This is a genomic window from Haloarcula sp. MBLA0163 (assembly GCF_055632435.1).
On record NZ_CM145745.1, the window covers coordinates 911,655 to 935,112 of the forward strand.

Here is a 23,458-nt window from a genome sequence, read left to right on the forward strand (position 1 = left end):
GGTACGCTTTTTTACCGGCACCGTGATTGGTGGGGCATGCAGCCGGTCTCGCTGGCGGGCGCCGCCCTCACCGTCGCCGGAATCCTCGGCTACGCCCTCGGCGTGACGACGCCGTATCCGGGGCGGTCGTTCTCGATGACCGCGCTCATGCTCGGTCTGACCGTGCTCGCGGTCGGCCGGTCGAACCGGTCGGAGGGTGACTCGTGATATCGGCGCTGGTGTACGCCGACGGGACGGCGGTCCCCTACGACGACCTCGACAGCGCCCGCCGCGCCGTCGGGACGACGTGGGTCCACGTCGCCGAGGCCACCGACGACGAGATAGACGCCGTCGCCGCGGCGTTCGACCTCCACCCGCTGGCCATCGACGACGTGCGGGGCGACGTCAGGGCGAAGACGGAGGAGTACGCCGACCACACGTTCGTCCTCGTCAAGAGCGCCGCGCTCTCGCCCGGCGAGACGACCTTCGAGAAGGAGGTCCGGACCGCCCCCATCGCCATCTTCATCGGCCGTGACTGGGTCGTCACCCTGTCGACCGGGGCGGCCACCCCGGTACGACGGGTGATGGACGCCGTCGAGCGCGGGGACGAACGGCTCCTCCACCGCGGTCCCGACTTCACGGCCTACCGCGTCGTCGACGTGGTGGTCGACGCCTACTTCGACCTGCTCGACGACGTCGAGACGGACATCGAAGAGATAGAGGAGGAGGTCACCGTCTCGACGGACATCGAGACGCTGGAGAAGATAAACGACGTCCGCCGGGACCTGCTGTCCTTCCGCAAGCAGGTGTGGCCCGCCCGCGAGGCCGTCGGCGTCCTCGCCCGCGGCGACCCACAGCAGATACAGCCACAGACGGAGAAGTACTTCCGCGACGTCCACGACCACCTCGTCCAGATCGTCGACCTGACCGAGACGTACCGGGACCTCGTCGCCGGCGCGCGCGACATCTACCTCAACACGCTCTCGCAGTCGACCAACGAGGTGATGAAGGTGCTCACCGTCGTCGCGACCATCTTCATCCCGCTGACGTTCGTCGTCGGCGTCTACGGCATGAACTTCGGCGAGAGCGCCTACAACATGCCCGAACTGGGCTGGACCTTCGCCTACCCGGCGACCATGCTCGGGATGGTGCTGATGGTCGCGGTGATGCTCGTTCACTTCCGCCGTCGGGGTTACCTATAAGACGAGGGGGACCAGCAGGACCCCCATCAGCGTGGCACGCCGGCAGTCGAAGCGCGGCGGCAGGTGGCCGACGAGCGTCGCGGCCCCGAACGCGGCGACGCCGACCGGCCCCGCGAACACCCCGGAGAGGACGACGAGGGCGGCCAGGACCGACACGGAGAGCCACGCCGGGTCCAGTCGACCGACGGTCCGTAGGTACCGGTCGCCGAGCCACGGGACGAGCACGGCGCCGGCGACGGCCGCGACGGCCACGGCGGTCAGGAGCGTCGGGAGCGCGAGCGGGACGCTCGCCCGGTCCAGCGCGACGAGGACGCCGGTCCGTGCGTCGCCGAACGTGACGAGGGCGAACAGCGCGAACACCGCCGTCGCCGTGTTCACGCCGCTGGTCGTGACGACGAAGGCGCGGGGCCCCCGCGTGGAGGTGAGGCCCAGCGCCAGCGTCGCCGCGATGGCGCTCGAGACGCCCGGCAGGTAGCCGACGACGGCCCCGCACAGCGTCCCGACGGTGGCCAACGTCGCGACCGTCCGACCCGGCGTCGTCACTGCCGGGTCCGCCTGCGGCGGGACGCCGTCGCCGCCGATGGCCGCGAGCAACACCGGTGCGCCGAACAACCCCGCGAACAACGGGACGAGGACGTCGGCGACCGGCAGGACGCCCTCGACGGGTGCGTCGAGGAACATCAGCCCGAGGCCGCCACTCGCGCCGAGCGACGCCGCCGCTCCGACGCGTCGCCGGCCCCCTCGCTCCGTCAGCACGAGCAGGGCCGCGATGGCCGCGAGCACGACAGAGAGGTTGGCCGACACCACGGGATATACACGTCTCATGACGGCGGTGACCGGGAGCGCCAGCGGCGCCGCGAGCAGGACCGCGCCGCCGCTCCCGAGCGCCGACAGGCGGAGCGCTTCGCGACCCCGTCCCTCGACCACGAGTCGGTGCCCCGGGAGCGCGCCGGCGGCCATCGCCGGGTCGGGGACGCCGAGTGCCAGCGCCGGCACCACGTCGAGGAAGGTGTGTGTCACGCCGGCCGCCAGCATCGCGGCGCCGACGTACACGCGGGGGCCCGGGACCTGGCCGGCCGTCGCCGCGAGCAACAGCGCCAGCGTGTTGGCGTGCAGGCCGGGGACGAGGCCGCTCAGCGTCCCGAGGCAGACACCGCCCGTTATCGCGACCACCACTCCCGCGACTGCCAGCGGGTCCGCCGTCAGCCTGACCGGGAGCATACGCTCGCTGGCCCCGGCTTCCTACTTCAAGGTCCGGACGGCGCGACCGCTGGTCGGTCGGGCGCGAAAGAAATCCGGTTCGAGTACGGCCGAGTTAGCCGAAGAGCTCGCCGAGGCCCTCGCCGCTGGCCTCGTCGTCCTCGTCGTCGTCGCCGTCGTCGCCGTCGTCTGCGGCCTCTTCTTCGGCCTCGTCCTCGTCGCCCTCGTCGGCGCTCTCGTCACCCTCGGCGGGTGCGGCGGCGCCGCCACTGGCGGGGACGGGCGCGGCAGATGCCTGCTCGACGGCCTCCTCGATGTCGACGTCTTCGAGGGCGGCGACGAGTGCCTTGACGCGGGACTCCTCGACGTCGACCCCCGCGGCTTCGAGGACGTCGGTGAGGTTGTCTTCGTTGATCTCTTCGCCCGATTCGTTCAGGATGAGTGCAGCGTAAACGTATTCCATTGTTCTGTAGTGGTGGTAGTGTTAGAACATCGCTCCGAGCGCGTCGCCGGCGTCTTCGTCGTCATCGTCGTCGTCCTCGGCCTCGTCAGCGTCGGCCTCGGCGTCGTCGGCGTCGTCCTCGGATGCGGTGTCCTCGGTCTGGTCGTCGGTCGATTCCTCGGTGGCCGGGGCGGCATCCACGTCCTGGAGCTCCTCCGGCAGCGCCTCTTTGTCGTCGATCTGCGAGGCGAGGGCACGGACCTGTGCATCGGCCTTGCTCACGAGGTCGGGGACGACCTCGGGGTCCTCGATGGCGGCCTGGAGCGCGAGGCTCTTGGCGTCGCCACGAGCGGACTGGAGCATGGTCGGCAGGGTCTGTGCGGTCGGGTATCCGGCGTTGACCGAGAGGTTGAACGCCTGCCCGGCGGCCGCACGGATGTCCTGCTCGTACTCCTCGACGTCGAGTTCGAGTTCCTCGGGTTCGAAGAGGACGCCGTCGGCGAAGACCCCGCGGAGGTCGAGTCCGACCTCTTTGGGTTCGATGCCGAGTTCGTTGAGGACGTTCGCGAGGTCCTGGGAGACCTCCTCGCCGGCGTCGAGCACCGTCGAGTCGGAGAGGACCTGGATCGACCCCTCCTGGATGCGGGCGTCCGCACCGATAGCCTGCAGTTCGCCGACGAACGGCCCCGGGTCGACACCGGTGTCACCCTCGGGGATGACGATGTCGTTCGGAGCGACCTCGCCGGCGCCGATGGGCGCGGGCGTCTTCGACGCTTCGAGTTCCTGGAACAGCGAGAACGGGTTGCTGTTCGTGCCGATGAGGCCGACCTGCCCGCTGACGAACTGCGTCAGCTCTTCCAGGCCGTCGTCGACCTCCTCGAGGGCGCGTCGGAGCAGCGTGTTCCGGGAGACCCGGAGCTCCGCGGTGCCGTGGAGGTCGCGGCGCATGTCCTGCAGCTGCCGGGACGGGATTCCGGCGATGTTGACGACGCCGACGCTCTCGTAGGACTCGACCATCTCGACGATGGAGTCGACTTCGTCCTGCTTCCACTGCGGGATGGTCTCTGTCTTGCGTTCGGCGCTCATATCAGGCCACCTCCACAGCGGGGCCCATCGTCGTCTTCACGAAGACGGTGTCGATGTTGAGCGGCCCCTTCTCGAGGTCGGCGTGCAGTCGACGGATGATGACGTCGATGTTGTCGGCGATGTCCTCGGCGGACATGTCTTCGGCGCCGACGCGCGTGTGGAACGTCCGACGCTCCCCGCTGCGCAGCTGCACGGTGTTCTTCATGCGGTTGATGACCTCGACGACGTCGTCGTCGGGGTCGAGCGGTTCCGGCATCTTCCCGCGTGGGCCGAGGACGGTCCCGAGATATCGGCCGATGTCCTGCATCATGTCCTTCTCCGCGATGAAGAAGTCGGTCGCATCGGCGAGGTCCTTGGCGGCGTCGTCGTCGCCACCGAGTTCCTCGAGTTCGTCCTCGTCGAGTACGTCGTCTGCTGCCTCCTCGGCACGGAGGGCTGTCTCGCCCTCGGCGAAGACCACGATGGTGGTCTCCTGACCGGTGCCGGCAGGCAGAACGACGGACTCGTCGACGCGGTTCGACGGGTCGTTTAGGTCCAAATCGCGCAGGTTGACTGCGAGGTCGACCGTCTCGCGGAAGTTCCGCTCAGGTGCGTCCTCGAGTGCGCGAGAGACTGCGTTCTCTATTTCCTGGTCTGCCATTGTTCACCTCCGTAGTACGCCAAACGGCTTCTACGGGTCAGTGAAACAGGCGGATGCCTGTCTCGTACGGGGAGAGGCCAATGCGACACTTAAAGCCGTCGAACCGACACTAGCGGCGGCAGCGGGCGGGGTCGCCGACACCGGTCGCTGTCCAGCTCGGTACCGGAGAGAAGACGGCAGAACCGCTCCGCGGCGCTCGTGACTCGTTACGCCGCGGCGGCGGCGAACTCGTCGTCGTACTCGCCCTCGTCGATGCGCTTCTTGAACTCGCGCGGGTCGTTGCCCTCGATGGTGACGCCCAGCGAGGTGCAGGTACCGACGACCTCCTTCGCGGCGTTCTTCAGGTCGTAGGCGAGCAGGTCGGACTGCTTCTGCTCGGCTATCTGCATGACCTGGTCGACGGTGAGGTTGGCGACGAACTCCTCGTGGGGCTCGCCGCTCCCGGTCTCGAAGCCGGCCTCGTCCTTGACGAGTTCGGCCGTCGGCGGGACACCGACGTCGATGGTGAACGAACCGTCGTCCTCGTACTCGATGGTGACGGGGACCTCGGTGCCGTCGAACGCCTCTGTCTGGTCGTTGATCTCCTGCACGACTGCCTGCACGTCCACGGGGGTCGGACCCAGCTCGGGACCGAGGGGCGGGCCAGGGTTGGCCTGCCCGCCAGGGACGAGCACTTCGATAGTTCCAGCCATGTACGGTCAATCCGTCCCGGCAGTTTAAAGGATTGCGTTTCACCCAGCGCCGCGTGAGGCCCACACACGGTCCCTGTGCGGACGGCCGGTGGTCGCCGGCCGTCGTCAGCAGAGAACCGTCGACGCCGCCACCGGTGGCCGCGTCAGGCGAAGGTCACGCCGTTCATCGCGAGGAAGTCGCCAGCGTCCTTGATCTCGACGGGTGAGCCGATGATGCGGACCTTCGGTCCCTCCTTTCGGACCGTGACCATGAACCGGCTCTCGAGTTCGTCGCGGATGCCGTCGAGTGCACCGGCGGGTAGGAGGATCTGCGTGCTGTCGCGGAACCGATCAGCACCTGCCATTATCGAAATTTGACAGCGGGCATCGTATAGGTGTGTCGGAATCGCAGAGCCGTCGCTCCGCACACACTTCCGCCGAATCCGCGACGACACGGCGGGAGACGCTTTCTCGTCAGTGATACTGTGGGGACGCCGGCCGCGATACGGGCCTCGCCGGAGAGGGAAGAAAACCTTATTCGGGACGAGGGGCCGACGTACAATCAATGGGGCTCGAAGACGAGATACAGGAACTCGAAGACGAGATAGCGGACACGCCCTACAACAAGTCGACGGAGGCCCACATCGGTCGGCTGAAGTCGAAACTCGCCGAGAAGAAGGAGAAACTCGAGCAGCAACAGTCCGGGTCCGGCGGCGGTGGCGGGTACGGCGTCGAGAAACACGGCGACGCCACCGTCGCGCTCGTCGGCTTCCCGAGCGTCGGGAAGTCCACCCTGTTGAACGCCCTGACCAACGCCGAGTCCGAGACCGGGTCCTACGAGTTCACGACGCTGGACGTCTACCCCGGGATGCTCAAACACAAGGGGGCGAACATCCAGATACTCGACGTCCCCGGCCTCATCGAGGGCGCGGCCGGTGGCCGCGGCGGCGGCAAGGAGGTGCTCTCGGTCGTCCGGACCGCCGACCTCATCGTCTTCATGGTCTCCGTCTTCGAGATAGACCAGTACGACCGCCTGCGCGAGGAACTGTACGCGAACAAGATCCGCCTCGACACCGAGCCCCCGCGGGTGAACATCCGCAAGAAGGCCAAAGACGGGCTGACGGTCAACAGCTCCGTCGACCTCGACCTCGACGAGGAGACCATCAAGAGCGTCCTCCGCGAACACGGCTACGTCAACGCCGACGTCACCATCGGCGAGCAGGTCGACCTCGACAGGCTCATCGACGGCGTGATGGACAACCGCGAGTACGTCCCCTCCATCGTCGCCGTCAACAAGGCCGACCTCATCGAACCGGACTACCTCCCGACGGTCGAGTCGGAACTGCGAGAGCGCGGCATCGACCCCGAGGAGGCCATCTTCATCAGCGCCGAGGAGGAGAAGGGGCTCGACGGCCTGACAGAGCGCATCTGGGACGAACTCGGGCTCGTCCGCATCTACATGGACAAGCCGGGCCGCGGCGTCGACTACGAGGAGCCGCTCATCCTCCGCGAGGGCGACACCGTCGACGACGCCTGCCGGAAGCTCGGCGGGAGCTTCGACGAGCGGTTCCGGTTCGCCCGCGTCACCGGACCGAGCGCCAAACACGACGAACAGCAGGTCGGGCGGGACCACGAACTGGCCGACGAGGACGTCCTGCGCATCGTCGCCCGGAAGTGAGCGCCGCTCGGCACGGCCCCGCACGTAATCTCGACCGTTCACGCGTGCGGGTGCCGAGGACGAGTAAGAGACAAGGCGACGAGGCCCTGCCCTCCGGTATGGCCGCTGCCCCCCGTCGCCGCCTCGCCGCCGTCCTCGTCGCCGGCCTCGTCCCGTGGACGGTCCTCGTCGTCGGCGGCGAACTGACGATGGTGTTCACGGTGGGTCTGTTCAACACGAACCCGCCACAGCTGGTCTCGATATACGACTTCTTCTTCCGGTTCACCGACGGCCTCCCCCCGTTCATCGAGTCGTGGGGGACCGGCGTCGCGCTGTACCTGCTCGCACTCGGGAGCGCGCTTTCCGGCGTCGTCTGGCGCGAAGACCCCCGCATCACGGCCCTCTCGCTGGTCGGTGCGGGACTCACGCAGGTCGGCCTCGCCGTCGGGTTCAACAGACGTATCGGCTACGTCGCGCTCCCGGTGGGCACCGTCGTCCTCCTCGCCCTCGCGTGGTGGTACTACTGGCCGCTGCTTCGGCCACCGTCGAGCCCCGCGACGGAGTGAGCCGGCGTCGCCGGGTACGCCACGGGTCCTGCGCTCCGACCACGGTCCCGAGAGCCGTGGCGACCGGACGGTCACGCGGGACCACACGGGGACGAAGCCGAGATGGTGACGGGGTGACACCAGCCCGCCAGAAGCCCGAGTCTCCCGACGGCCGGGACGACCGACGCGAGTGCGCTCGGCGTGCACACACCGGTGTAACGACAAAGCATATAGGCGGGATTAGCCAACGTAGGGACGAATGTATCCGCCCGTCCTGCAGTCCACCGTGACGCTCGGTGGGTTCAGTTTCGACCCGCTGGTGTGGTCGGAACCGCTGATGTGGCTGGTCCTCGCGGCGTTCCTCGGCAGCGCGGTGCTCCACCAGTTCGAGACGGGGTGGGCGCGCCGTGTCGCCGTCGCCGGGTGGGGGCTGTTCGCCGCGTTCTGGCTGGTGCTCACGCCACACTTCGTGCTGACACAGAAGAGCGCCATCGAGGGCGTGGGCGGACTCGCCGCGGTGCCGCTCTCGCTGTACGCGGGCTACCTGCTGTGGAACGGGCGCGACTCGCTGTTCGTCCTGACGCGTGCGGTGGGGCTCATGGGCATCGTCTACGTGCCGTTCATCACCATCGACCCGCTCAGGCAGTGGCTCGTCGAGGTGGTGACCGACCAGACGGCGTTCCTGCTGTCGCTGGTCGGCGTCGACCCGCTCGTCGTCGACGGACTCTCACACGACGGCATCAGAATCGCGACGAAGCAGTACCCCTACGAGAGCACGTTCTGGTTCGACCACGACGGGGGGCCGATCACGTACAACATCCTGCTGGCGTGTACCGGGATGGGGAGCATCTCCATCTTCGCGGGCGGCATCCTCGCCGTGTCGGCGCCGTGGCGCCGGAAGCTCCGCACCCTCGCGATGACGGTGTCGGTCATCTACGTGCTGAACCTGTTCCGGAACGTGTTCATCGCCATCTCGTTCGGGCAACAGCGGATGCAGTGGTTCGAGGGGACCGTCATGTCGCTGTTCGGCCTCTCGGACCCACGGATGGTGTCGTACTACGTCGCGGACCGCATCCTCGCACAGACGGGGTCGGTCGTCGTCCTCGTGGGCATCACGTGGTTGCTGGTCCGCGAGCTCCCGGAGATAACGGTTCTCGTTGAGGACCTGTTGTTCCTCGTGACGGGGACGGAGTACGACCTCCAGAGCGCGTTCGACATCGAGGGCGAGGAGACGGAGGCGGCCGCGACGCCCGGCGACGACTAGGGCAGCCCGGCGACGGCGTCTAGCGCGTCTTCTTCCATCGGGTGGAGGGTACCCGGAATCACGAGGAGGTGGAGCGGGTCGCCGAACGTTCGCCCGGCGAGTTCCGGGAGTGTGTCCGCGACCACCGACGGCTCGGGACTCCCCGCCCGCGCGACGACGACGCCGAGCGTCTCGGGGAACGCCTCCGCGAGCAGGCCGGCTGCGTGGTCCGCGGTCATGTAGGTGTCGTCGCTGTCGTCCCAGTGGGGGTCGTCCACCTTGATGTCCAGATACACCAGGGTGTGGAGGTCCCGTGAGCGGTTGTCTTCGATAGTCGCGACGACGCTGTCGGGGACGCCGTCCCCGCCGTGGGCCTGTTCGAACGGGAGCGTCGTCGCCTTGCCGAACCGGTAGTTCTGGAGGCCGGTCAGGGAGCCGGCAGCCGTCTGTGCCGTCGTGCCGTGGACGACGCGGGTCTCGATGCCGCGTTCCTCGGCGCGCAGACGGAGGTCGGTGTGGGTCGTCGAGACCATCGTGTCGCCGGCGGTCAGGAAGACCACGTCGTCGGTCTCGGCGGCGTCCAGGACCGGTCCGGGGTCCCGTTCGACGCCGGCCCGGTCGCGGACCTCGATGGTCGTGTCGTGGTACTCCTCCAGCGATTCGAGGTCGGTGCCGACCAGCCGACTGGTGTAGAACTCCGCGAAGACGCGGTCGGCGTCCCGTATGGCGTCCCGCCCGGCGACGGTGACCGAGCGCTCGTCGTAGAGGCCGAGGCCGACGAAGGTGAGCATACCCAGCGTCGGTCGTCGCGGGGGATAAAGGGCGCGAAGCGTCAGGCTTACCGCCGGCCGTCGGGGAGAGAGGGTATGAGCGTTCCCTGCGTTCGCGTCGCACGCGAGGACGGCGAGGCGACTCGCCGGCGGCTGGCCGAGTCGGACCTCGTGGACGACGGCTACGACATCACGGTCGAGGACGGGTCGCTGTACGTCCCGGTCACCGACCCGACGGCCGTGCCCGAGGACCTCTCGGTCGTCGAGTTCGACGCGCCGGTCCGCGAGGGCCAGACGATGCCGGCGGACGTCCTCGGGTTCGACCCGAGCTACGAGCGCATCGGGGACATCGTCATCGTCGACGAGGACGACCCGGCGAGGGCCCGGGAGATAGCGGCCGCCGTGATGGATTCGGACCTGCCGGTCGAGGGCGTGCTGAACCGCGCTTCGAAGATAAAGGGCGAACAGCGGGTCCGGGACTGGGAGGTGCTGGCCGGCGACACCACCGAGGTCGTCCACCGCGAGTACGGGTGTGCCTTCGAACTGGATCTCGCGGAAGTGTACTTCTCGCCGCGGCTCGCCACCGAGCGGCACCGCGTCGTCGAACAGGTCCGCGAAGGCGAGCAGGCGTTCGACATGTTCGCCGGCGTCGGGCCGTTCGTGGTCCCGTTCGCGAAGCGGGGCGCGACGTGCGTCGGGACGGACATCAACGAGACGGCCGTCGAGTACCTCCGACGGAACGCCGAGCGCAACGGCGTCGCCGACCGCGTGACCGCCATCTGTGGCGACGTCCGCGACGTCGCCGCCGATTACGAGGGGTGGGCCGACCGCATCGTGATGAACCTCCCCCACAGCGCCGACGCGTTCCTCGACACCGCGGTCCGGCTGGCCGGCGACGACTGCACGCTCCACTACTACGACATCCAACCCGACGAGGACCTGTTCGGGCCGGGTGAGCGGGCGATTCGCGCGGCGGCCGGCCCCGAGTACGACGTGACCGTCGAGACGCGGCGGGCCGTGCGCTCGTACGCACCGGGCGAGCAGAACGTGGTGTTGGACGTCAGACTACGGCGCTGACCGACGGTTCGGGCCCGTACAGGTGACGAACAGTTATGTGGGTCGGGCAGGTGATGCGAACTAGCGACAGATGGGTGTGAGCGCGGCCGACGAAATCGACGTACGTGACATCTCGCCCACGGCGTGGCGACTGCTCCGCGTCGCGGCCGGGTTCGGACAGCGAGAGGTCGAGACGGAGGTCGACGACATCATGCAGGCACACGTCTCGATGTTGGAGAGCGACACGCGCAGTCTCTCGGAGGCGCGGCTGGAGGACCTGTTCGAGCTGTACCGCGCCGAGATCACCGAGGAGCAGCTGTGCGTGCTGGTGGAGCACTTCTGACCATGATGGGGGTACACACGCGACCGACGGACGGGACAGTGAGGGGAGACCGGTGTGAGCGGTGGTGGTGGCCGTGACGTGGAACGGACACGCCAGGCCACGGCGACTCGTCGTGGCGCTCGTCACCGCCGTCGTCGCCACGGCGCTGGTCGCCGCGGCGCCGACGCCGACGGGACTCGACCCGGCCGCACAGTACGCGCTGGCGACGATGGTGCTCGCGGCGAGCCTCTGGGTCACGAAGGCGCTGCCGCTGCCGGTGACGGCGCTGCTCATCCCGGTGGCGCTGACCACCTTCGGCATCTACGACTCGATGGAGCGGGCGCTGTCGGGCTTCGCCGACCCGCTCATCTTCCTCTTCATCGCGGGGTTCATGCTGGCGGAGGCGCTCCAGACCCACAACATCGACCGGCGACTGGCGCTCACTCTCATCAACCGGATGGGGCGGTCGCCGCGACTGCTCATCCTGGCCATCATGCTGGCGACGGCGTTCATGTCGATGTGGGTGTCAAACACCGCGACGACGGCGATGATGACGCCCGTCGCGCTCGGCGTGCTCGCGCAGGTGGTCGGCCGCGAGTCACCCGAGGGCGAGGTGTCGAACATGCGCGTCGCGACGCTGCTCGGGACGGCCTACGCCGCGAGCGTCGGCGGGGTCGGGACGCTCATCGGGACGCCGCCCAACGTCGTGGCCGTCGCCTTCCTCGACCGACTGGTCGGCGTCGAGATATCGTTCGCCCAATGGCTGGCCGTCGGCCTCCCGATAGTCGCCGTCACGCTGCCGCTGACGTGGTACGTCCTGACGTTCTGGCTGTACCCTCCGGAGATAGACAGCGTGCAGGGCGCACAGGAGCAGGCCGCGACGTACCTCGAGGAGGAGGGGGACCTGTCCCCCCGTGGTCGGCGGGCCGCCGTCATCTTCGCCGTCACGGCGGGGCTGTGGATACTCGGCGGCCTCGGGTTCCTGTTCGAGGGCCTCCTGCCGGACCCGTGGTTCGTGACGCTGTTCGGGGGCGACGGCGAGAGCGTCTTCGGCCTCACCGGTCACCGAGGGGTCCTCTACTTCGTCGTCGTCGGACTGCTGGCCATCCCGGCGCTGGTGCTCTCCGACGCCGACGACTGGGACAACCTCGTCGACATCGACTGGGGGACCATCGTGCTGTTCGGCGGCGGCATCTCGCTGGCGGACGCGCTGGCCGAGACCGAGGCGACGAACTGGCTGGCCCGGAGCGTCTTCGACGCCGTCGTCGGCGCACCGCTGGTGCTGGTCGTCCTCGCCGTGGTCGTGTTCACCGTCCTCGTCACCGAACTCTCCTCGAACACGGCGACGACGACCATCCTCGCGCCGATCCTCATCGGACTGGGGAGCGTCCTCGCGGGCACGCTCGGCGTCGACCCGATCCCGGCGGCGGTGTTCCTCACGGTGACGGGCGCCATCGCGGCCAGTTTCGCGTTCGCCCTCCCGGTCGCGACGCCGCCCAACGCCATCGTCTTCGGGAGCGGCCACCTCGAACAGCGGGACATGATACGTGCCGGCGTCGTCCTGAACGTGCTGATGACCTTCGTCCTCACCATGTTGCTCGTCGTCTTCTTCTCCGTGCTCTGGCCGACCGTCCTCTGGTGAGCGGTCGGTCGGTAACCGTGTCGTTCCCGCGTACGCTACCGGCTACCGAACAATCCTTAATGTTTAATAGGCCGTGTCACATTGGCCCGTACAGAGCGTGTATCATTGATACACGCCACTACCAAACCCATGACGCGAAAACAAGACCGACGGCAGTTCATCAAGGTTGCAGGGAGCGCAGGCGTGTTAGGATTGACCGGCCTCGCGGGCTGTTCCGGCGACGGCGGGGACGGCAGCGGCGACGGCGGCGACGGCGGTAGTGACGGTGGCAGCGACGGCGGCAGCGACGGGGGGTCCACCGGCGACGGCGGGAGCGGCGAGTCGAACGTCCTCCGGCTCGGGGGGTCGATGAGCCTCTCCGGGGACAACGCCGACCTCGGCCAGCTGTACAAGGACGCCTACGAACTCACCATCCAGCGCATCAACGAGTCCGGCGGCGTCGAGGCCGGCGACGGCAACACGTACGAACTCGAGATGGTGTTGCGGGACGACGGGACCGACGCCTCGGCGTCGAAGTCGATATACCAGGAGCTCATCGACCGGGAGAACATCGACTACCTGCTGGGGCCGTACTCCAGTACGGTGACCCTACCGGCCAGCGCCGTCGCGGCGCAGAACGGGAAGCCGATGGTCGAGGGCGGCGGTGCCAGCCCGGAGATCTTCGCGCAGGGCAACGAGTGGATCTTCGGCCTCCTGCCGACGGCCAACAAGTACGCGAAGAGCTACATCGACATGTGCCTCGCGCAGGACTCGGCGCCGGAGTCCATCGCCATCCTCGCGGAGGACGGCACCTTCAGCCAGTCCACGGCCGAGGGCGCCCGCAACAAGATATCGAACACGGACCTCGAACTCGTCGTCGACGAGACGTTCCCCTCGGACACGTCGGACCTCTCGACGAACCTCGGGAAGGTCCGCGAACAGGGCGCTGACATCCTGCTGCTGTGTGCCCACCAGAAGCACAACATCATCCTGGCCAACCAGATGGAGAGCCAGAACGTCAACGTCGACGCGGCGATGGGGACCGTCGGCAGCCTCAACGAGTCGTTCAAGAACGAGGTCGGCCCGAACGGCGACTACATGTACGGCCCCTCCTCGTGGGCGGTCAACGCCAACTTCGACGACCCCGTGTTCGGCAACACGCAGAACTTCGTCTCGGCCATCGAGGAGAACTACGACTACACGCCGGACTACCACAGTGCGGCCGCCGAGGGCGTCATCCTGACGTTCATGAACGCCTTCCAGTCCGTGGACGAACTGGGCCCGACGCCGGTCCGCGACCAGATCCGGAACTCGGACTTCTCCTCGGTGTACGGCAACGTCGCCTTCGACGACAGCGGGGTCATCGACAAGAACATGCTGGTCTACCAGTGGCAGCCCGACCCCGGCCTCCAGATCACGTACCCAGAGAACGTCGCCCAGTCTGACCCCATCTACCCGATGCCGGACTGGAGTGAACGGTAACACAGATGGCGTTCACGCAGTTCGTCGTCAACGGCCTGCTCATCGGGGCGCTGTTCGCGGCGGTCGCCGTGGGCTTCGCGCTCATCTGGGGCGTCGTCGACATCATCAACCTCGCCCACGGCGAGATGGTGATGCTCGGCGGCTACACCTCCTACTGGGTGCTGACCCTCCTCACCGGCAACGCCGAGGGGTCGCCGTTGCTGTTCCTCGTGACCATCCCGGTGGCCATCCTGGTGCTGTTCGGCGTCGGGTACGCGCTCCAGCGGACGCTGGTCTCGCGGGTCATCGGGACGGACATCTTCCTGACCTTGCTGGTCACGTTCGGCATCAGCATCGCCATCCAGCAGCTCGCGCTGCAAGCGTGGTCGGCGAACCCACGCTCGATACAGGTCAGCTTCGGCGACCCGTCGTTCACGGTGGCGGGGCTCGTCGTCCCGAAGATGAAGCTGGTCGCGTTCGTCGGCGCCATCGTGCTGACCGCGGCGCTGTACCTGTTCCTCCAGAAGACCCGGACGGGGCGGGCCATCCGCGCCGTCTCGCAGAACCCGGAGGCGGCGGCGCTGGTCGGCATCGACGTCGAACACACCCGCGCGGTGACGTTCGGCGTCTCCTCGGCCATCGCCGGCGGGGTCGGCGCGTTCATCGCGACCATCCTCAACATCCAGCCGCAGATGGGCCTCATCTACACGCTGAAGAGCTTCGTCATCGTCGTGTTCGGCGGCGTCGGCTCGATTCCCGGCGCGCTGGTCGGCGGACTGCTACTCGGCTCCGTCGAGGAGCTGACCGCGGGGTTCATCTCCTCGCGGTGGACGCTGGCAGTGAGCTTCACGCTGCTCATCGTCCTCCTCGTCGTCAAACCGCAGGGCCTCTTCGGTGAGGGGGCGGAACAATGAGTGCGGAATCGGAGAACAACAGCGGGCTGCTCCGCTCACTCGTCCCGCCGGACCAGGTCGACCGCCTGTTCGGCGTCTGCGGTGCCCACGGGTGGAAACTGCTGGCGGCCGGCGCGGTGGTCGGTGCGCTCCCGCCGCTGCTGGGCCTCCAGCAGGGGTACTACATGACCGTCGTCTCCGAGATGTTCCTGTTCGCCATCCTCGCGCTGTCGTGGGACATCGTCGGCGGACAGACCGGCTACCCGAGCTTCGGGAACATGGCCTTCTTCGGCATCGGTGCCTACACCACCGCCATCCTCATCAAGGACTTCGCGATATCCTTCCCGGTCGCTATGGTCGTCGCCGGCCTCGTCGCCGTCGCCTTCGCGGCGGTCATCGGCGCCGTCGTGTTGCGCCTGCGGGGCCACTACTTCGCCATCGCGACGCTGGGCGTCCTGCTCGCGGCCCAGCAGATATCACGGAACCTGGACATCACCGGCGGTGCCAGCGGGAAGATCCTGCTGGAGGTGCCCTCGGGGACCGTCTTCTACTACCTCTTCCTCGGCGTCCTCGTCGTGGAGATGGCCGTGGTCTACTACCTCTCGAACACGCGCTTTGGCTTCATCCTGAACGCCATCCGCGACGACGAAGAGAAGGCCACCGCCATGGGGTTCAACACGACCTACTACAAGACGGCCGCGTGGATGCTGGCCAGCCTCTTCACCGGCGTGGCCGGCGGCGCGTACAGCCTGTTCAACACGTTCATCGACCCACAGACCGCCTACAACGGCGCGTGGAACGTCGAGCTCATCGCCATGGCGCTGCTGGGCGGGTCCGGCACCGTCGCCGGCCCGGTCATCGGCGCGTTCGGCCTCCACACCGTCATCGAGGTCGTGGAGACGGCCTTCGTCGGCTGGCAGCTCGTCTTGCTCGGCATCGTCGTCATCGTGACGGTCATCGGGTTCCCGGAGGGGGCCGTCGGCACCCTCCGAGAGTACGCCAGCGAGATGGAGTACTACAAGCGCGGCGGCATGGCGGCCGCCGACAGCGGCGAGGAGGTGAGTGCCGATGAGTGAGGCCACCGACGCGGCCGCCACCGACCCACAGGGCGAGCGGGCAGTCCTGCGGACCGACGGCGTCACCAAGCGCTTCGGCGGCCTCACGGCCGTCGACGACGTCGACGTCGAGGTGCAGAACGGCGAAATCGTCGGCCTCATCGGCCCGAACGGGGCCGGGAAGTCGACCCTGTTCAACTGCATCACCGGGACGCTCAACGCCGACGAGGGGCGCGTCTACCTGCAGGGACAGGACGTCACCGACTGGCCCGAGTACAAGATCGCCCGGGCCGGCCTCGGGCGGATGTTCCAGGAGACGCGCATCTTCGGCGACATGACCGTCCGCAAGAACCTCCTGCTGGCCGCACAGGAGGGCGGTGCCGGCGTCGGGAACCTGCTGCGTCGACCCGACGACTCGCTGCTCGAACGCACGCACGAACTGCTCGACTACGTCGACCTCGGCGGCCTCGCGAACACCCGCGCGGGCCGGCTGAGCTTCGGCCAGCAGAAGCTCATCGAGTTCGCGATGGAACTGATGGCGGAGCCGGACCTGCTGTTGATGGACGAACCGGCGGGGGGAATCAACCCCTCGATGCTGGAGAACCTCATCCAGTACATCCGCACCGCCAACGAGGACGAGGAGGCGACAATCTTCCTCATCGAACACAACATGGACTTCGTGATGGAGATCGCCGACCGCATCTACGTCCTCGCTCACGGGGAACGCATCGCCGAGGGCACCCCCGAAGAGATCCAGAACGACCAGCGCGTCCTCGACGCGTACCTCGGGAGGGAGTGAGATGGCCACGACAGACTCAGACACCACGACGACAGAGGACCCGATACTCGCGATGGACGACGTGACGTCCGGGTACGGCAACACGACCGTCCTGCACGACGTCAGCATGGCCGTCGAGGAGGGACAGATAGCGTGTCTCATCGGCCCGAACGGGTCGGGCAAGTCCACGCTGATGAAGAGCATCTACGGCTTCGCCGACGTGCAGTCGGGGAGCGTGACGTTCCGGAACGAGGACATCACCGGGCGCTCGCCACAGGAGAACCTCAAGAACCGGATGAGCTACGTCCTGCAGGACGCCAGCGTGTTCCCGGGCATGACCGTCCACGAGAACATGCTGATGGGCGGTTACGTCTTCAACGACGACGAAGAGGCCGCCCAGCGCGCCGAGGTGCTGTACGACGAGTTCCCGGTGCTGGGCGACATCCGCCAGCAGAAGGCCGGCACCCTCTCCGGGGGCCAGCGCCGCCTGCTGGAACTCGCCCGGGCGCTCATGGTCGACCCGGACCTGATGATGCTCGACGAACCGTCCATCGGGCTCGAACCGCGGTTCATCGACGATGTCTTCGAGCGCATCGAGCAACTCAACGACCTCGGGACGACCATCCTGCTCGTCGAACAGAACGCCGAGAAGGGACTGTCGGTCGCCGACCGCGGGTTCGTCCTCGCCAGCGGGGAGATAAAGTTTACCGGCACCGGCACCGAACTGCTGAACGACGAGGAGGTCGGACGACTCTACCTCGGTGGCTAACATGTACCGGATACTCGTACCCGTCGACGCCGACCCGGACCGTGCCCGCGGCCAGGCCGCCTTCGTGGCGGAACTGCCGACAGCCGCGGAGAACATCGAAGCGATAGTGACCCACGCGCTGACCCCGGATGAGATCGACGCGCCCGACGAACTCCAGTCGGTCGACCGCGTCGAGACCGTCCGGCTGGTCCGCGACTACCTCGAGGAGCGCGACGTCGCCGTCCAGTTGGCGGAGGGCAGTCTGCCGCCGGCCGACGGCATCCTCGAACTCGCCACGGAGTTCGACGTCGACCACATCGCGATGGGGTCCCGAAAGCGCTCGCCGACGGGGAAGGTCGTGTTCGGGAGCGTCGCCCAGCAGGTCCTGCTGGAGTCGGACGTCCCGGTCACCGTCGTCGGTGCCCGGGAGGCGTGAGAACGCGTCTCTCGACGCCCCTGATTCGCAATCCTTATTGCGGTTATCGCTGCAAGTACCGTGTGCAGACAGGCACACCCGAGACGAGTCGTCGTCACGTGCGTCTGGCAGTGTGTGCCCGCGCCGGTGTAGCTCAGACTGGCAGAGCGAATCCTTCGTAAGGATTAGGCCGAGGGTTCAAATCCCTCCACCGGCTCTTTCTGACCGAGTACCACGAGGTCGAAAGAGACCTCTGTGGAGGGATTTGAATCAGGGAGGAGCTTCGCTCCGACCGTGGTTCACAATCCCCTCCACCGGCTTCCTGCGACGAACGAACGTGAGGAGCGGCAGCCAAACAGGGATTTGAACGGGACCGAGGTTCTGCGCGAAGCGCAGGTTCTCGGGCGTAGTTCACAATTCCCTCCACCGGCTTGCTTCTCCGGACACTATCAGTCGGTGGCGTCGTCGTTCGCTACTCGCCAGTCTCGAACTCGAACGCGGTAATCTCTCCCCGCCAGTACGGCAGTTCCCCCTCCGGAAGGTTCCACGCTACCTCGCCACGAGTCGGTACGACCAGCCCGCCTCGCTCGGCGTACTCCCCGAACCGTCCGGTCCAGCGGGCCGTCTCGAACCCGTGGCCGACGGCGCGGTGTCGCCGGTCGGCGACCACTCGCTCGACCAGATTGTCGTCGTCGAAGTGGAAGTCCAGCGACGCGGTCACGTCGCCGTCCGCGAGGGTGGCGCGGGCGGTGCTGTCGTCGACTGGCGCCCACTCGACGCCGTTCTCGGGTAGCAGGGCCGTCGGGAACCAGACGGCCTCCGCGAGGTAGCGGCTCAGTTCGCCGGCGTCGAGTTCCGGCGACGGGTCGGCGTCGGCGACCGGCACCGTCCAGAGGAGGTGGGCGGTCAGCGAGCCAGTGCCGCCGACGTAGCTGTCGACCACGTGCACCGGCACCACCGACCGCAGGCGAACCGTCGCGTCCCAGACGAACCCCGGCGGGTCGACGGCGTACGTCTGGGTGGCGTCGAACGGGTGCCACGCCGAGTCGGCGTCGCCGAGGCGGAACGTACCACGCTGGGTCAGCGTCGCCGTCCGGACGTAGGGCGTTCCGGGTTCGAGGACCGTCTCGAAGTACCGGCGGGCCGGGACCGGGAGGTCCGCGTAGTCGTCTTCGGTGACGACCCGAGGAGAGGTATCGCCGGGTGCGGCAGACAGGTCGGCCGTCAGTCGGGCCATCCGCGACGCTCGTCGGCGTCTGCCCGCGAGGACCGTCCCGACGGCGGCGCCCGTCAGCCCGAGCAAGACAGTGCGACCCGATACCCGTCGCGTCAGGGCCTCCGACGCGGCGTGAGTGGTGAGTGGTGGAGTCATCGTCGCTCGTGTGCTGGTCGTCCCGCAGCCGAGAAATAGGTGAGCCGGGCGCGTGATAGCACGGCGGTACCGCGGACGCCCGAGCGCCCGCTTCCGCCCTACCGGTATAAACGTCCCTCACAGGTGACGCAGTAGACAGACTCGCCGCGGGGTCGAAGGACCGACCGAGAGATGACACGACATCGACGCCGACGAGCCGGAGCGCCCGACGACCACGGCCCGTGCGGAGGTGACTGACCGTGTCGTATCGGAACGCGTGGCACCGCGACGGCGGCGAGGTGACCTGTCTCGCCTGCGGCGAGTCGGTGCCCCGCGACGACGCCCGCGAGTACGACAAGCACGGCGACCGCTGGGACCGGGACGAGAAGGAGTTCGAGTTCCTCTGCAAACCGTGCTACCGCGAGTGCTGTCACAGTCCACGGCGGGGGCTTGAGGACCGGCTGGTCGAGGCCGGCGCCGGAACGACGGACCGCGAGACGTTCCTGCGGCGGTACTGCGCGCTCGCAAGCGAGGAGGCTCCCGAGCGCCAGCCCTGACCGGTCCTCAGGGCGTGATGACCGCCCGCCCCTCTATCTCACGGTGTTCCAGCTTCTCGGCCACGGTGTTGATCTCCTCCAGTTCGTACTGGGTCGTGTGCAACTGGACGGCGTCGCGTTCGACCAGTGCGACCAGTTCCTGTAGTTCGGTGTACTGGCCGACGATGTTGCCCTGATAGGCGAACTCCCCGTTGACCAGCGCCTGTGCGGGCTCGTGGATGTGGCCGCCGTAGCCGATGATGTGGTGGTCGCCGCCGGCGGCGCAGATGTCCGGTGCCAGCGCCGTCGTCTCGTCGGCGCCGACGAAGTCCAGCACCTGTGCGGCGCCGACGCCGTCGGTGATGTCGGCTATCTCGCTCGCCACGTCCTCGCTCGTCGGGTCGATGGTGTAGTGGACGCCGAGGTCGGTCGCCAGCTCCCGGGCCTCCTGCTTGATGTCGACGGCGACGATGTCGGCGGCGCTCATCTCGTCGATGCACTGCAGGCCGATGTGACCGAGGCCGCCGATGCCGACGACGACGCAGGCGTCGCCGGGGTTCAACCCGCGGACGGCCTTCTTCGCCGCGTGGTAGGCGGTGATACCGGCGTCGGCGTGGGGTGCGATGTCGGCCGGGTCGACGCCGTCCGGCAGCGGGATGACGGACCGTTCGCTCGTGTGGAGTTGATCGGCGAACCCGCCGTCGACGGTGAGACCGTTGAACGCGTCGTTCTCGCAGTACATCGTCTCGCCCTGCCGGCAGGGCCGACAGGTCCCACACGTCTGGACCGGGTGGCAGATGACCTGGTCGCCCTCCGAGACGATGGTCACCTCGTCGCCCGTCTCGACGACGGTGCCGGCGTTCTCGTGGCCCAGTGTCAGCGGGAGTTCCTGGGGGACGTACTCGGTCCACATCCCCTCGATGATGTGGTTGTCCGTCTGGCACCAGCCGGCCCCCTCGACCTCGACGACGACGTCGCCGCTGTTCGATACCTGTGGGGCGTCTACGTCGTCGATAGAAAGTCCGTTCGCCATGTCGTCGGTGTACTCGTGGAGTCGTGCTGCGCGCATCGGTTCAACGTGCGGCGGTGGCCATCATAAACATACATTATAATATATATTTCATATGTATTATCGACAGACAGTCCGCCACTGGGACTGAGAGTGTAAAGATTACCTATAATACCTAATTATTTTCAATGATAGTTATTTGGGTGGCGTCCTCAGTCGGGGTTGCATGTACGAGGCAAACGGCGAGGAGATATTCGTCATCGACGGACACGTCCACCTGTGGGACGCGACCGAGGAGAACATCAAACACGAAGGCGGGGAGCAGTTCATCCAGTGTTTCTACGACTATCACACGGGATTCACACCGGAGGAGCGGGAGTGGACGCTCGAGGAGTACCGGAAGTACGGGGCCGACCGGATGGTCCGGGACCTCTTCGAGAACGCCGCCGTGGACATGGGTATCTTCCAGCCGTCGTACCTCACCGATTTCTACGAGGAGGGGTTCAACACAATCGACCAGAACGCGGAACTGGCCGAGGAGTACCCGGAGCGGTTCGTCAACAACGGTCGGTTCGACCCGCGGGAGGGCGAGGCGGGCTTGCGTGACCTCGAACGGCAGAAAGAGGAGTACGACATCGAGGGCGTGAAGGTGTACACGGCCGAGTGGAAGGGCGAGTCGAAGGGCTGGCGACTGGACAGCGAGGACTCCTTCGAGTTCCTCGACAAGTGCGTCGAACTGGGTATCGACAAGATACACGCCCACAAGGGGCCGACCATCCGACCGCTCAACCGGGACGCCTTCGACGTGGCCGACGTCGACGACGCGGCCAGTTCCTACCCCGAACTGGACTTCATCGTCGAACACGTCGGACTCCCCCGACTCGACGACTTCTGCTGGATCGCCGCGCAGGAACCGAACGTCTACGGTGGTCTCGCCGTCGCCGCCCCGATGGCGCAGAACCGACCCCGGAAGTTCGGCGAGATAATGGGCGAACTGCTGTACTGGCTGGGCGAGGACCGCATCCTCTTCGGCTCGGACTACGCGCTCTGGAACCCGGACTGGCTCGTCGAGACGGTGATGAACGCCGAGATGACCGACGAGCAGAAAGACGAGTACGGCGTCGAACTCGACATCGACGTGATGAAGAAGATCATGGGCGAGAACGCCGCCGAACTGTACGACATCGACATCGAAGCGAAGAAAGAGCAGTTCAAGAACGACGATATCTCCGAACAGTTCGGACTCTCGGACCACTACGGCGCCCAGGACGCCGCGGCCGACTGATGTCCGGGAGCTCTCCCGGCCGGACCGAGGCGACCGGCCCGGCGGCCGGTGGGTCGGTACCGGCCCGCGAAGCGGTCTGGGACCGACTCGACCGCGTGGACGACCCGGAACTCGACACCTCCATCGTCGAGCTCGACTACGTCGACCGGGTCGACATCGAAGACGGCGCGGTCGACGTCGCGTTCACGCTCCCGACGGCGTGGTGTTCGCCGGCGTTCGCGTGGATGATGGCCACCGACGCCCGCGACGAGATCGAGTCGCTCCCCGGTACCGAGTCCGTGCGCATCGAACTGCGGGACCACATGCACGGCGAGGAGATAACGCGGGGCGTCAACGACCGCGACTCGTTCGGGTCGGTGTTCCCCGACGCCGACGGCGGCGTGGACGCGGTCCGGGCCACGCTGGACGACAAGGCCCGCTTCGCCCGGCAACACGACGCCGTCGCGGCGTGCAGAGCGGCCGGTCTCTCGCCAGCGCAGATAGTCGGTCTCACGCGCGGCGACGTCGACCTGACCGAGACCGGGGCCGTGGTCGGACTCGACGGCGTCAACGTCGTCGTCGAGCGGGGGCCCGTCGCCGAGTATCTGGAGAAGGCACGGGCCAGCGGCCACGTGACCGACGCCGACGACCTTCTCTTCCGGACACAGGACGGGGACCCGATTCCGGTCGAGCGGTTCGAGCTGCTGCAGAAACGGACCCGTCTGGCCAGCGTCAACGTCGACGGACAGGGGGCGGTCTGTGACGCCCTGAACGAGTCCAGACGGGCGAAACTGGACCGGGACTGACCGAGACCCGCGCCCGCGGTCGCTTCTTCACGGTCGGCGGGCCAGCAGGAGGGCCACGGAGAGGACGGCGACGGCGGCGGCGGTGACGCCGAACCCGGGTCCGAACGCGGAACTGGGAACCTCGCTCCGTGCGCGAATCGGTTCCTCGACGGGTTCGTCGGCGCTGTACTCCCAGACGGCCGTCCGGTTCTCGACGAGGTCGGCGTTCGACGCGGCGACGTCGCCGGGCATCGTGAGCTCGTAGCGGACGGCCACGCCGTCCCCGAGGGCCACGTCGTCGTCCTCCTGGACGGTGACGAACGTCCGGTCCACGTATGTGAGGTTGCCGTTCCGGACGGTGGCGTTCACGTCGCTGTCCGGCCCGGGGTTCCAGTCTGTGAACTGCATCCGGACGGTGACGTTGTCGCCGTCGAGCGTCTGCTCGTAGGTCATGTTCGCCATCCGACTCTCGTTGACGCCGTCGGTCAGGTACGCCTCGACGGAGTCGTACCCCTCGCTCTCGGCGGTGCTCTGCAGCGCGTCGAAGACGGTCCCGCTCATCTCCAGGTCCACCTCGTAGGCGGCGACGGTCCCGTCGGCGTCGACGGTGGCGTCGACGGTGGCGGTCATACACCCGGAGAGGGCGAGCAGGACGACGAGGGCGACGGGCAGGAGGGAGTGTCGCATACATCGCCGTCTCCCACCGGCGGAATAAACGTTGCCGCTAAC

Annotated in this window: 27 protein-coding genes and 1 tRNA gene; 18 read left to right on the forward strand and 10 right to left on the reverse strand. The window is 67.5% G+C overall.

Features of this window, described 5'->3' with window-relative positions:
- The first annotated feature begins 36 nt into the window (after positions 1–36).
- Together ACV7GQ_RS04780 and corA are read left to right on the forward strand one after the other, a co-directional pair.
- Positions 37–207 carry a hypothetical protein gene (locus ACV7GQ_RS04780; RefSeq protein WP_470312404.1) on the forward strand — a complete coding sequence of 57 codons (171 nt, stop codon included), beginning with the start codon at positions 37–39 and terminating at the stop codon, positions 205–207.
- Positions 204–1,181, forward strand: a complete 978-nt coding sequence (gene corA, locus ACV7GQ_RS04785) for a magnesium/cobalt transporter CorA (RefSeq protein WP_470312405.1) — start codon at positions 204–206, stop codon at positions 1,179–1,181. The genes ACV7GQ_RS04780 and corA overlap by 4 nt, the downstream gene beginning before the upstream one ends.
- Here the strand turns inward: corA and ACV7GQ_RS04790 are convergent.
- The 6 genes from ACV7GQ_RS04790 to ACV7GQ_RS04815 form a co-directional block, all read right to left on the reverse strand.
- Complete coding sequence (locus ACV7GQ_RS04790) at positions 1,176–2,402, reverse strand: tripartite tricarboxylate transporter permease (RefSeq protein WP_470312406.1); 1,227 nt, start codon at positions 2,400–2,402, stop codon at positions 1,176–1,178. The two genes, corA and ACV7GQ_RS04790, sit on opposite strands and share 6 nt — an antisense overlap.
- A 94-nt stretch (positions 2,403–2,496) precedes the next feature.
- Positions 2,497–2,844 (reverse strand): 50S ribosomal protein P1, encoded by a 348-nt coding sequence (gene rpl12p / locus ACV7GQ_RS04795; protein WP_220619552.1) that lies wholly within the window; start codon positions 2,842–2,844, stop codon positions 2,497–2,499.
- A 21-nt stretch (positions 2,845–2,865) separates the two neighbouring features.
- Positions 2,866–3,909, reverse strand: a complete 1,044-nt coding sequence (locus ACV7GQ_RS04800) for a 50S ribosomal protein L10 (RefSeq protein WP_470312407.1) — start codon at positions 3,907–3,909, stop codon at positions 2,866–2,868.
- A 1-nt stretch (position 3,910) separates the two neighbouring features.
- Positions 3,911–4,549 carry a 50S ribosomal protein L1 gene (locus tag ACV7GQ_RS04805; RefSeq protein ID WP_470312408.1) on the reverse strand — a complete coding sequence of 213 codons (639 nt, stop codon included), beginning with the start codon at positions 4,547–4,549 and terminating at the stop codon, positions 3,911–3,913.
- 206 nt (positions 4,550–4,755) lie between these two features.
- On the reverse strand, positions 4,756–5,241 hold the full coding sequence (locus ACV7GQ_RS04810; RefSeq protein ID WP_470312409.1) for a 50S ribosomal protein L11: 486 nt from the start codon (positions 5,239–5,241) through the stop codon (positions 4,756–4,758).
- A gap of 143 nt (positions 5,242–5,384) precedes the next feature.
- Positions 5,385–5,585 (reverse strand): VNG_1110C family protein, encoded by a 201-nt coding sequence (locus ACV7GQ_RS04815; RefSeq protein WP_470312410.1) that lies wholly within the window; start codon positions 5,583–5,585, stop codon positions 5,385–5,387.
- Between the two features lie 200 nt (positions 5,586–5,785).
- Between ACV7GQ_RS04815 and ACV7GQ_RS04820 the strand changes: the two genes are divergently transcribed.
- From ACV7GQ_RS04820 to artA, 3 genes are all read left to right on the forward strand, one after another.
- On the forward strand, positions 5,786–6,898 hold the full coding sequence (locus ACV7GQ_RS04820) for an OBG GTPase family GTP-binding protein (protein ID WP_470312411.1): 1,113 nt from the start codon (positions 5,786–5,788) through the stop codon (positions 6,896–6,898).
- Positions 6,899–6,996: 98 nt separating this feature from the next.
- Entirely contained in the window at positions 6,997–7,443 is a 447-nt protein-coding gene (locus ACV7GQ_RS04825) for a TIGR04206 family protein (RefSeq protein ID WP_470312412.1), read from the forward strand.
- Between the two features lie 238 nt (positions 7,444–7,681).
- Positions 7,682–8,686 (forward strand): archaeosortase A, encoded by a 1,005-nt coding sequence (artA, locus tag ACV7GQ_RS04830; RefSeq protein ID WP_470312413.1) that lies wholly within the window; start codon positions 7,682–7,684, stop codon positions 8,684–8,686.
- On the opposite strand, the gene dph5 is transcribed toward artA, so the two are convergent.
- Positions 8,683–9,456, reverse strand: a complete 774-nt coding sequence (gene dph5, locus ACV7GQ_RS04835; protein WP_470312414.1) for a diphthine synthase — start codon at positions 9,454–9,456, stop codon at positions 8,683–8,685. The genes artA and dph5 overlap by 4 nt on opposite strands.
- 75 nt (positions 9,457–9,531) lie before the next feature.
- Between dph5 and ACV7GQ_RS04840 the strand changes: the two genes are divergently transcribed.
- The 10 genes from ACV7GQ_RS04840 to ACV7GQ_RS04885 all read left to right on the forward strand — a co-directional run bounded on the left by ACV7GQ_RS04840 (position 9,532) and on the right by ACV7GQ_RS04885 (position 18,001).
- Positions 9,532–10,512 (forward strand): class I SAM-dependent methyltransferase, encoded by a 981-nt coding sequence (locus ACV7GQ_RS04840; RefSeq protein WP_470312415.1) that lies wholly within the window; start codon positions 9,532–9,534, stop codon positions 10,510–10,512.
- A gap of 70 nt (positions 10,513–10,582) precedes the next feature.
- Complete coding sequence (locus ACV7GQ_RS04845) at positions 10,583–10,834, forward strand: hypothetical protein (RefSeq protein WP_470312416.1); 252 nt, start codon at positions 10,583–10,585, stop codon at positions 10,832–10,834.
- Between the two features lie 73 nt (positions 10,835–10,907).
- The gene (locus ACV7GQ_RS04850) at positions 10,908–12,455 is read left to right on the forward strand and encodes an SLC13 family permease (protein WP_470312417.1); all 1,548 of its coding nucleotides are present in this window, start codon (positions 10,908–10,910) and stop codon (positions 12,453–12,455) included.
- Positions 12,456–12,584: 129 nt separating this feature from the next.
- Positions 12,585–13,916 (forward strand): amino acid ABC transporter substrate-binding protein, encoded by a 1,332-nt coding sequence (locus tag ACV7GQ_RS04855; RefSeq protein ID WP_470312418.1) that lies wholly within the window; start codon positions 12,585–12,587, stop codon positions 13,914–13,916.
- Positions 13,917–13,921: 5 nt separating this feature from the next.
- A complete protein-coding gene (locus tag ACV7GQ_RS04860; RefSeq protein ID WP_470312419.1) occupies positions 13,922–14,809 on the forward strand; it encodes a branched-chain amino acid ABC transporter permease in 888 nt (295 codons plus the stop codon).
- Positions 14,806–15,864: a branched-chain amino acid ABC transporter permease gene (locus ACV7GQ_RS04865; protein ID WP_470312420.1), complete on the forward strand. Its 1,059-nt coding sequence runs from the start codon at positions 14,806–14,808 to the stop codon at positions 15,862–15,864. Before ACV7GQ_RS04860 ends, ACV7GQ_RS04865 begins: the two co-directional genes overlap by 4 nt.
- The gene (locus ACV7GQ_RS04870) at positions 15,857–16,642 is read left to right on the forward strand and encodes an ABC transporter ATP-binding protein (protein ID WP_470312421.1); all 786 of its coding nucleotides are present in this window, start codon (positions 15,857–15,859) and stop codon (positions 16,640–16,642) included. Before ACV7GQ_RS04865 ends, ACV7GQ_RS04870 begins: the two co-directional genes overlap by 8 nt.
- A 1-nt stretch (position 16,643) precedes the next feature.
- Entirely contained in the window at positions 16,644–17,390 is a 747-nt protein-coding gene (locus ACV7GQ_RS04875; protein WP_470312422.1) for an ABC transporter ATP-binding protein, read from the forward strand.
- A 1-nt stretch (position 17,391) separates the two neighbouring features.
- Positions 17,392–17,805 (forward strand): universal stress protein, encoded by a 414-nt coding sequence (locus ACV7GQ_RS04880; RefSeq protein WP_470312423.1) that lies wholly within the window; start codon positions 17,392–17,394, stop codon positions 17,803–17,805.
- A 122-nt stretch (positions 17,806–17,927) separates the two neighbouring features.
- Positions 17,928–18,001: transfer RNA gene (locus tag ACV7GQ_RS04885), tRNA-Thr, on the forward strand.
- Between the two features lie 255 nt (positions 18,002–18,256).
- On the opposite strand, the gene ACV7GQ_RS04890 is transcribed toward ACV7GQ_RS04885, so the two are convergent.
- A complete protein-coding gene (locus tag ACV7GQ_RS04890) occupies positions 18,257–19,156 on the reverse strand; it encodes a DUF6920 family protein (RefSeq protein ID WP_470312424.1) in 900 nt (299 codons plus the stop codon).
- 239 nt (positions 19,157–19,395) lie between these two features.
- Here ACV7GQ_RS04890 and ACV7GQ_RS04895 point away from each other — a divergent pair, with 239 nt between their 5' ends.
- Entirely contained in the window at positions 19,396–19,692 is a 297-nt protein-coding gene (locus ACV7GQ_RS04895) for a DUF7562 family protein (protein WP_470312425.1), read from the forward strand.
- 7 nt (positions 19,693–19,699) lie between these two features.
- Here ACV7GQ_RS04895 and ACV7GQ_RS04900 read toward each other — a convergent pair whose 3' ends face one another.
- Positions 19,700–20,740 carry an NAD(P)-dependent alcohol dehydrogenase gene (locus tag ACV7GQ_RS04900; RefSeq protein WP_470312426.1) on the reverse strand — a complete coding sequence of 347 codons (1,041 nt, stop codon included), beginning with the start codon at positions 20,738–20,740 and terminating at the stop codon, positions 19,700–19,702.
- A gap of 166 nt (positions 20,741–20,906) precedes the next feature.
- On the opposite strand from ACV7GQ_RS04900, the gene ACV7GQ_RS04905 reads away from it, so the two are divergent.
- Positions 20,907–21,965: an amidohydrolase family protein gene (locus tag ACV7GQ_RS04905; RefSeq protein ID WP_470312427.1), complete on the forward strand. Its 1,059-nt coding sequence runs from the start codon at positions 20,907–20,909 to the stop codon at positions 21,963–21,965.
- On the forward strand, positions 21,965–22,750 hold the full coding sequence (locus ACV7GQ_RS04910; protein ID WP_470312428.1) for a metal-sulfur cluster assembly factor: 786 nt from the start codon (positions 21,965–21,967) through the stop codon (positions 22,748–22,750). Before ACV7GQ_RS04905 ends, ACV7GQ_RS04910 begins: the two co-directional genes overlap by 1 nt.
- Positions 22,751–22,777: 27 nt before the next feature.
- Here the strand turns inward: ACV7GQ_RS04910 and ACV7GQ_RS04915 are convergent, their stop codons facing one another.
- Positions 22,778–23,416, reverse strand: a complete 639-nt coding sequence (locus ACV7GQ_RS04915; protein WP_470312429.1) for a PGF-CTERM sorting domain-containing protein — start codon at positions 23,414–23,416, stop codon at positions 22,778–22,780.
- Positions 23,417–23,458 lie beyond the last annotated feature (42 nt).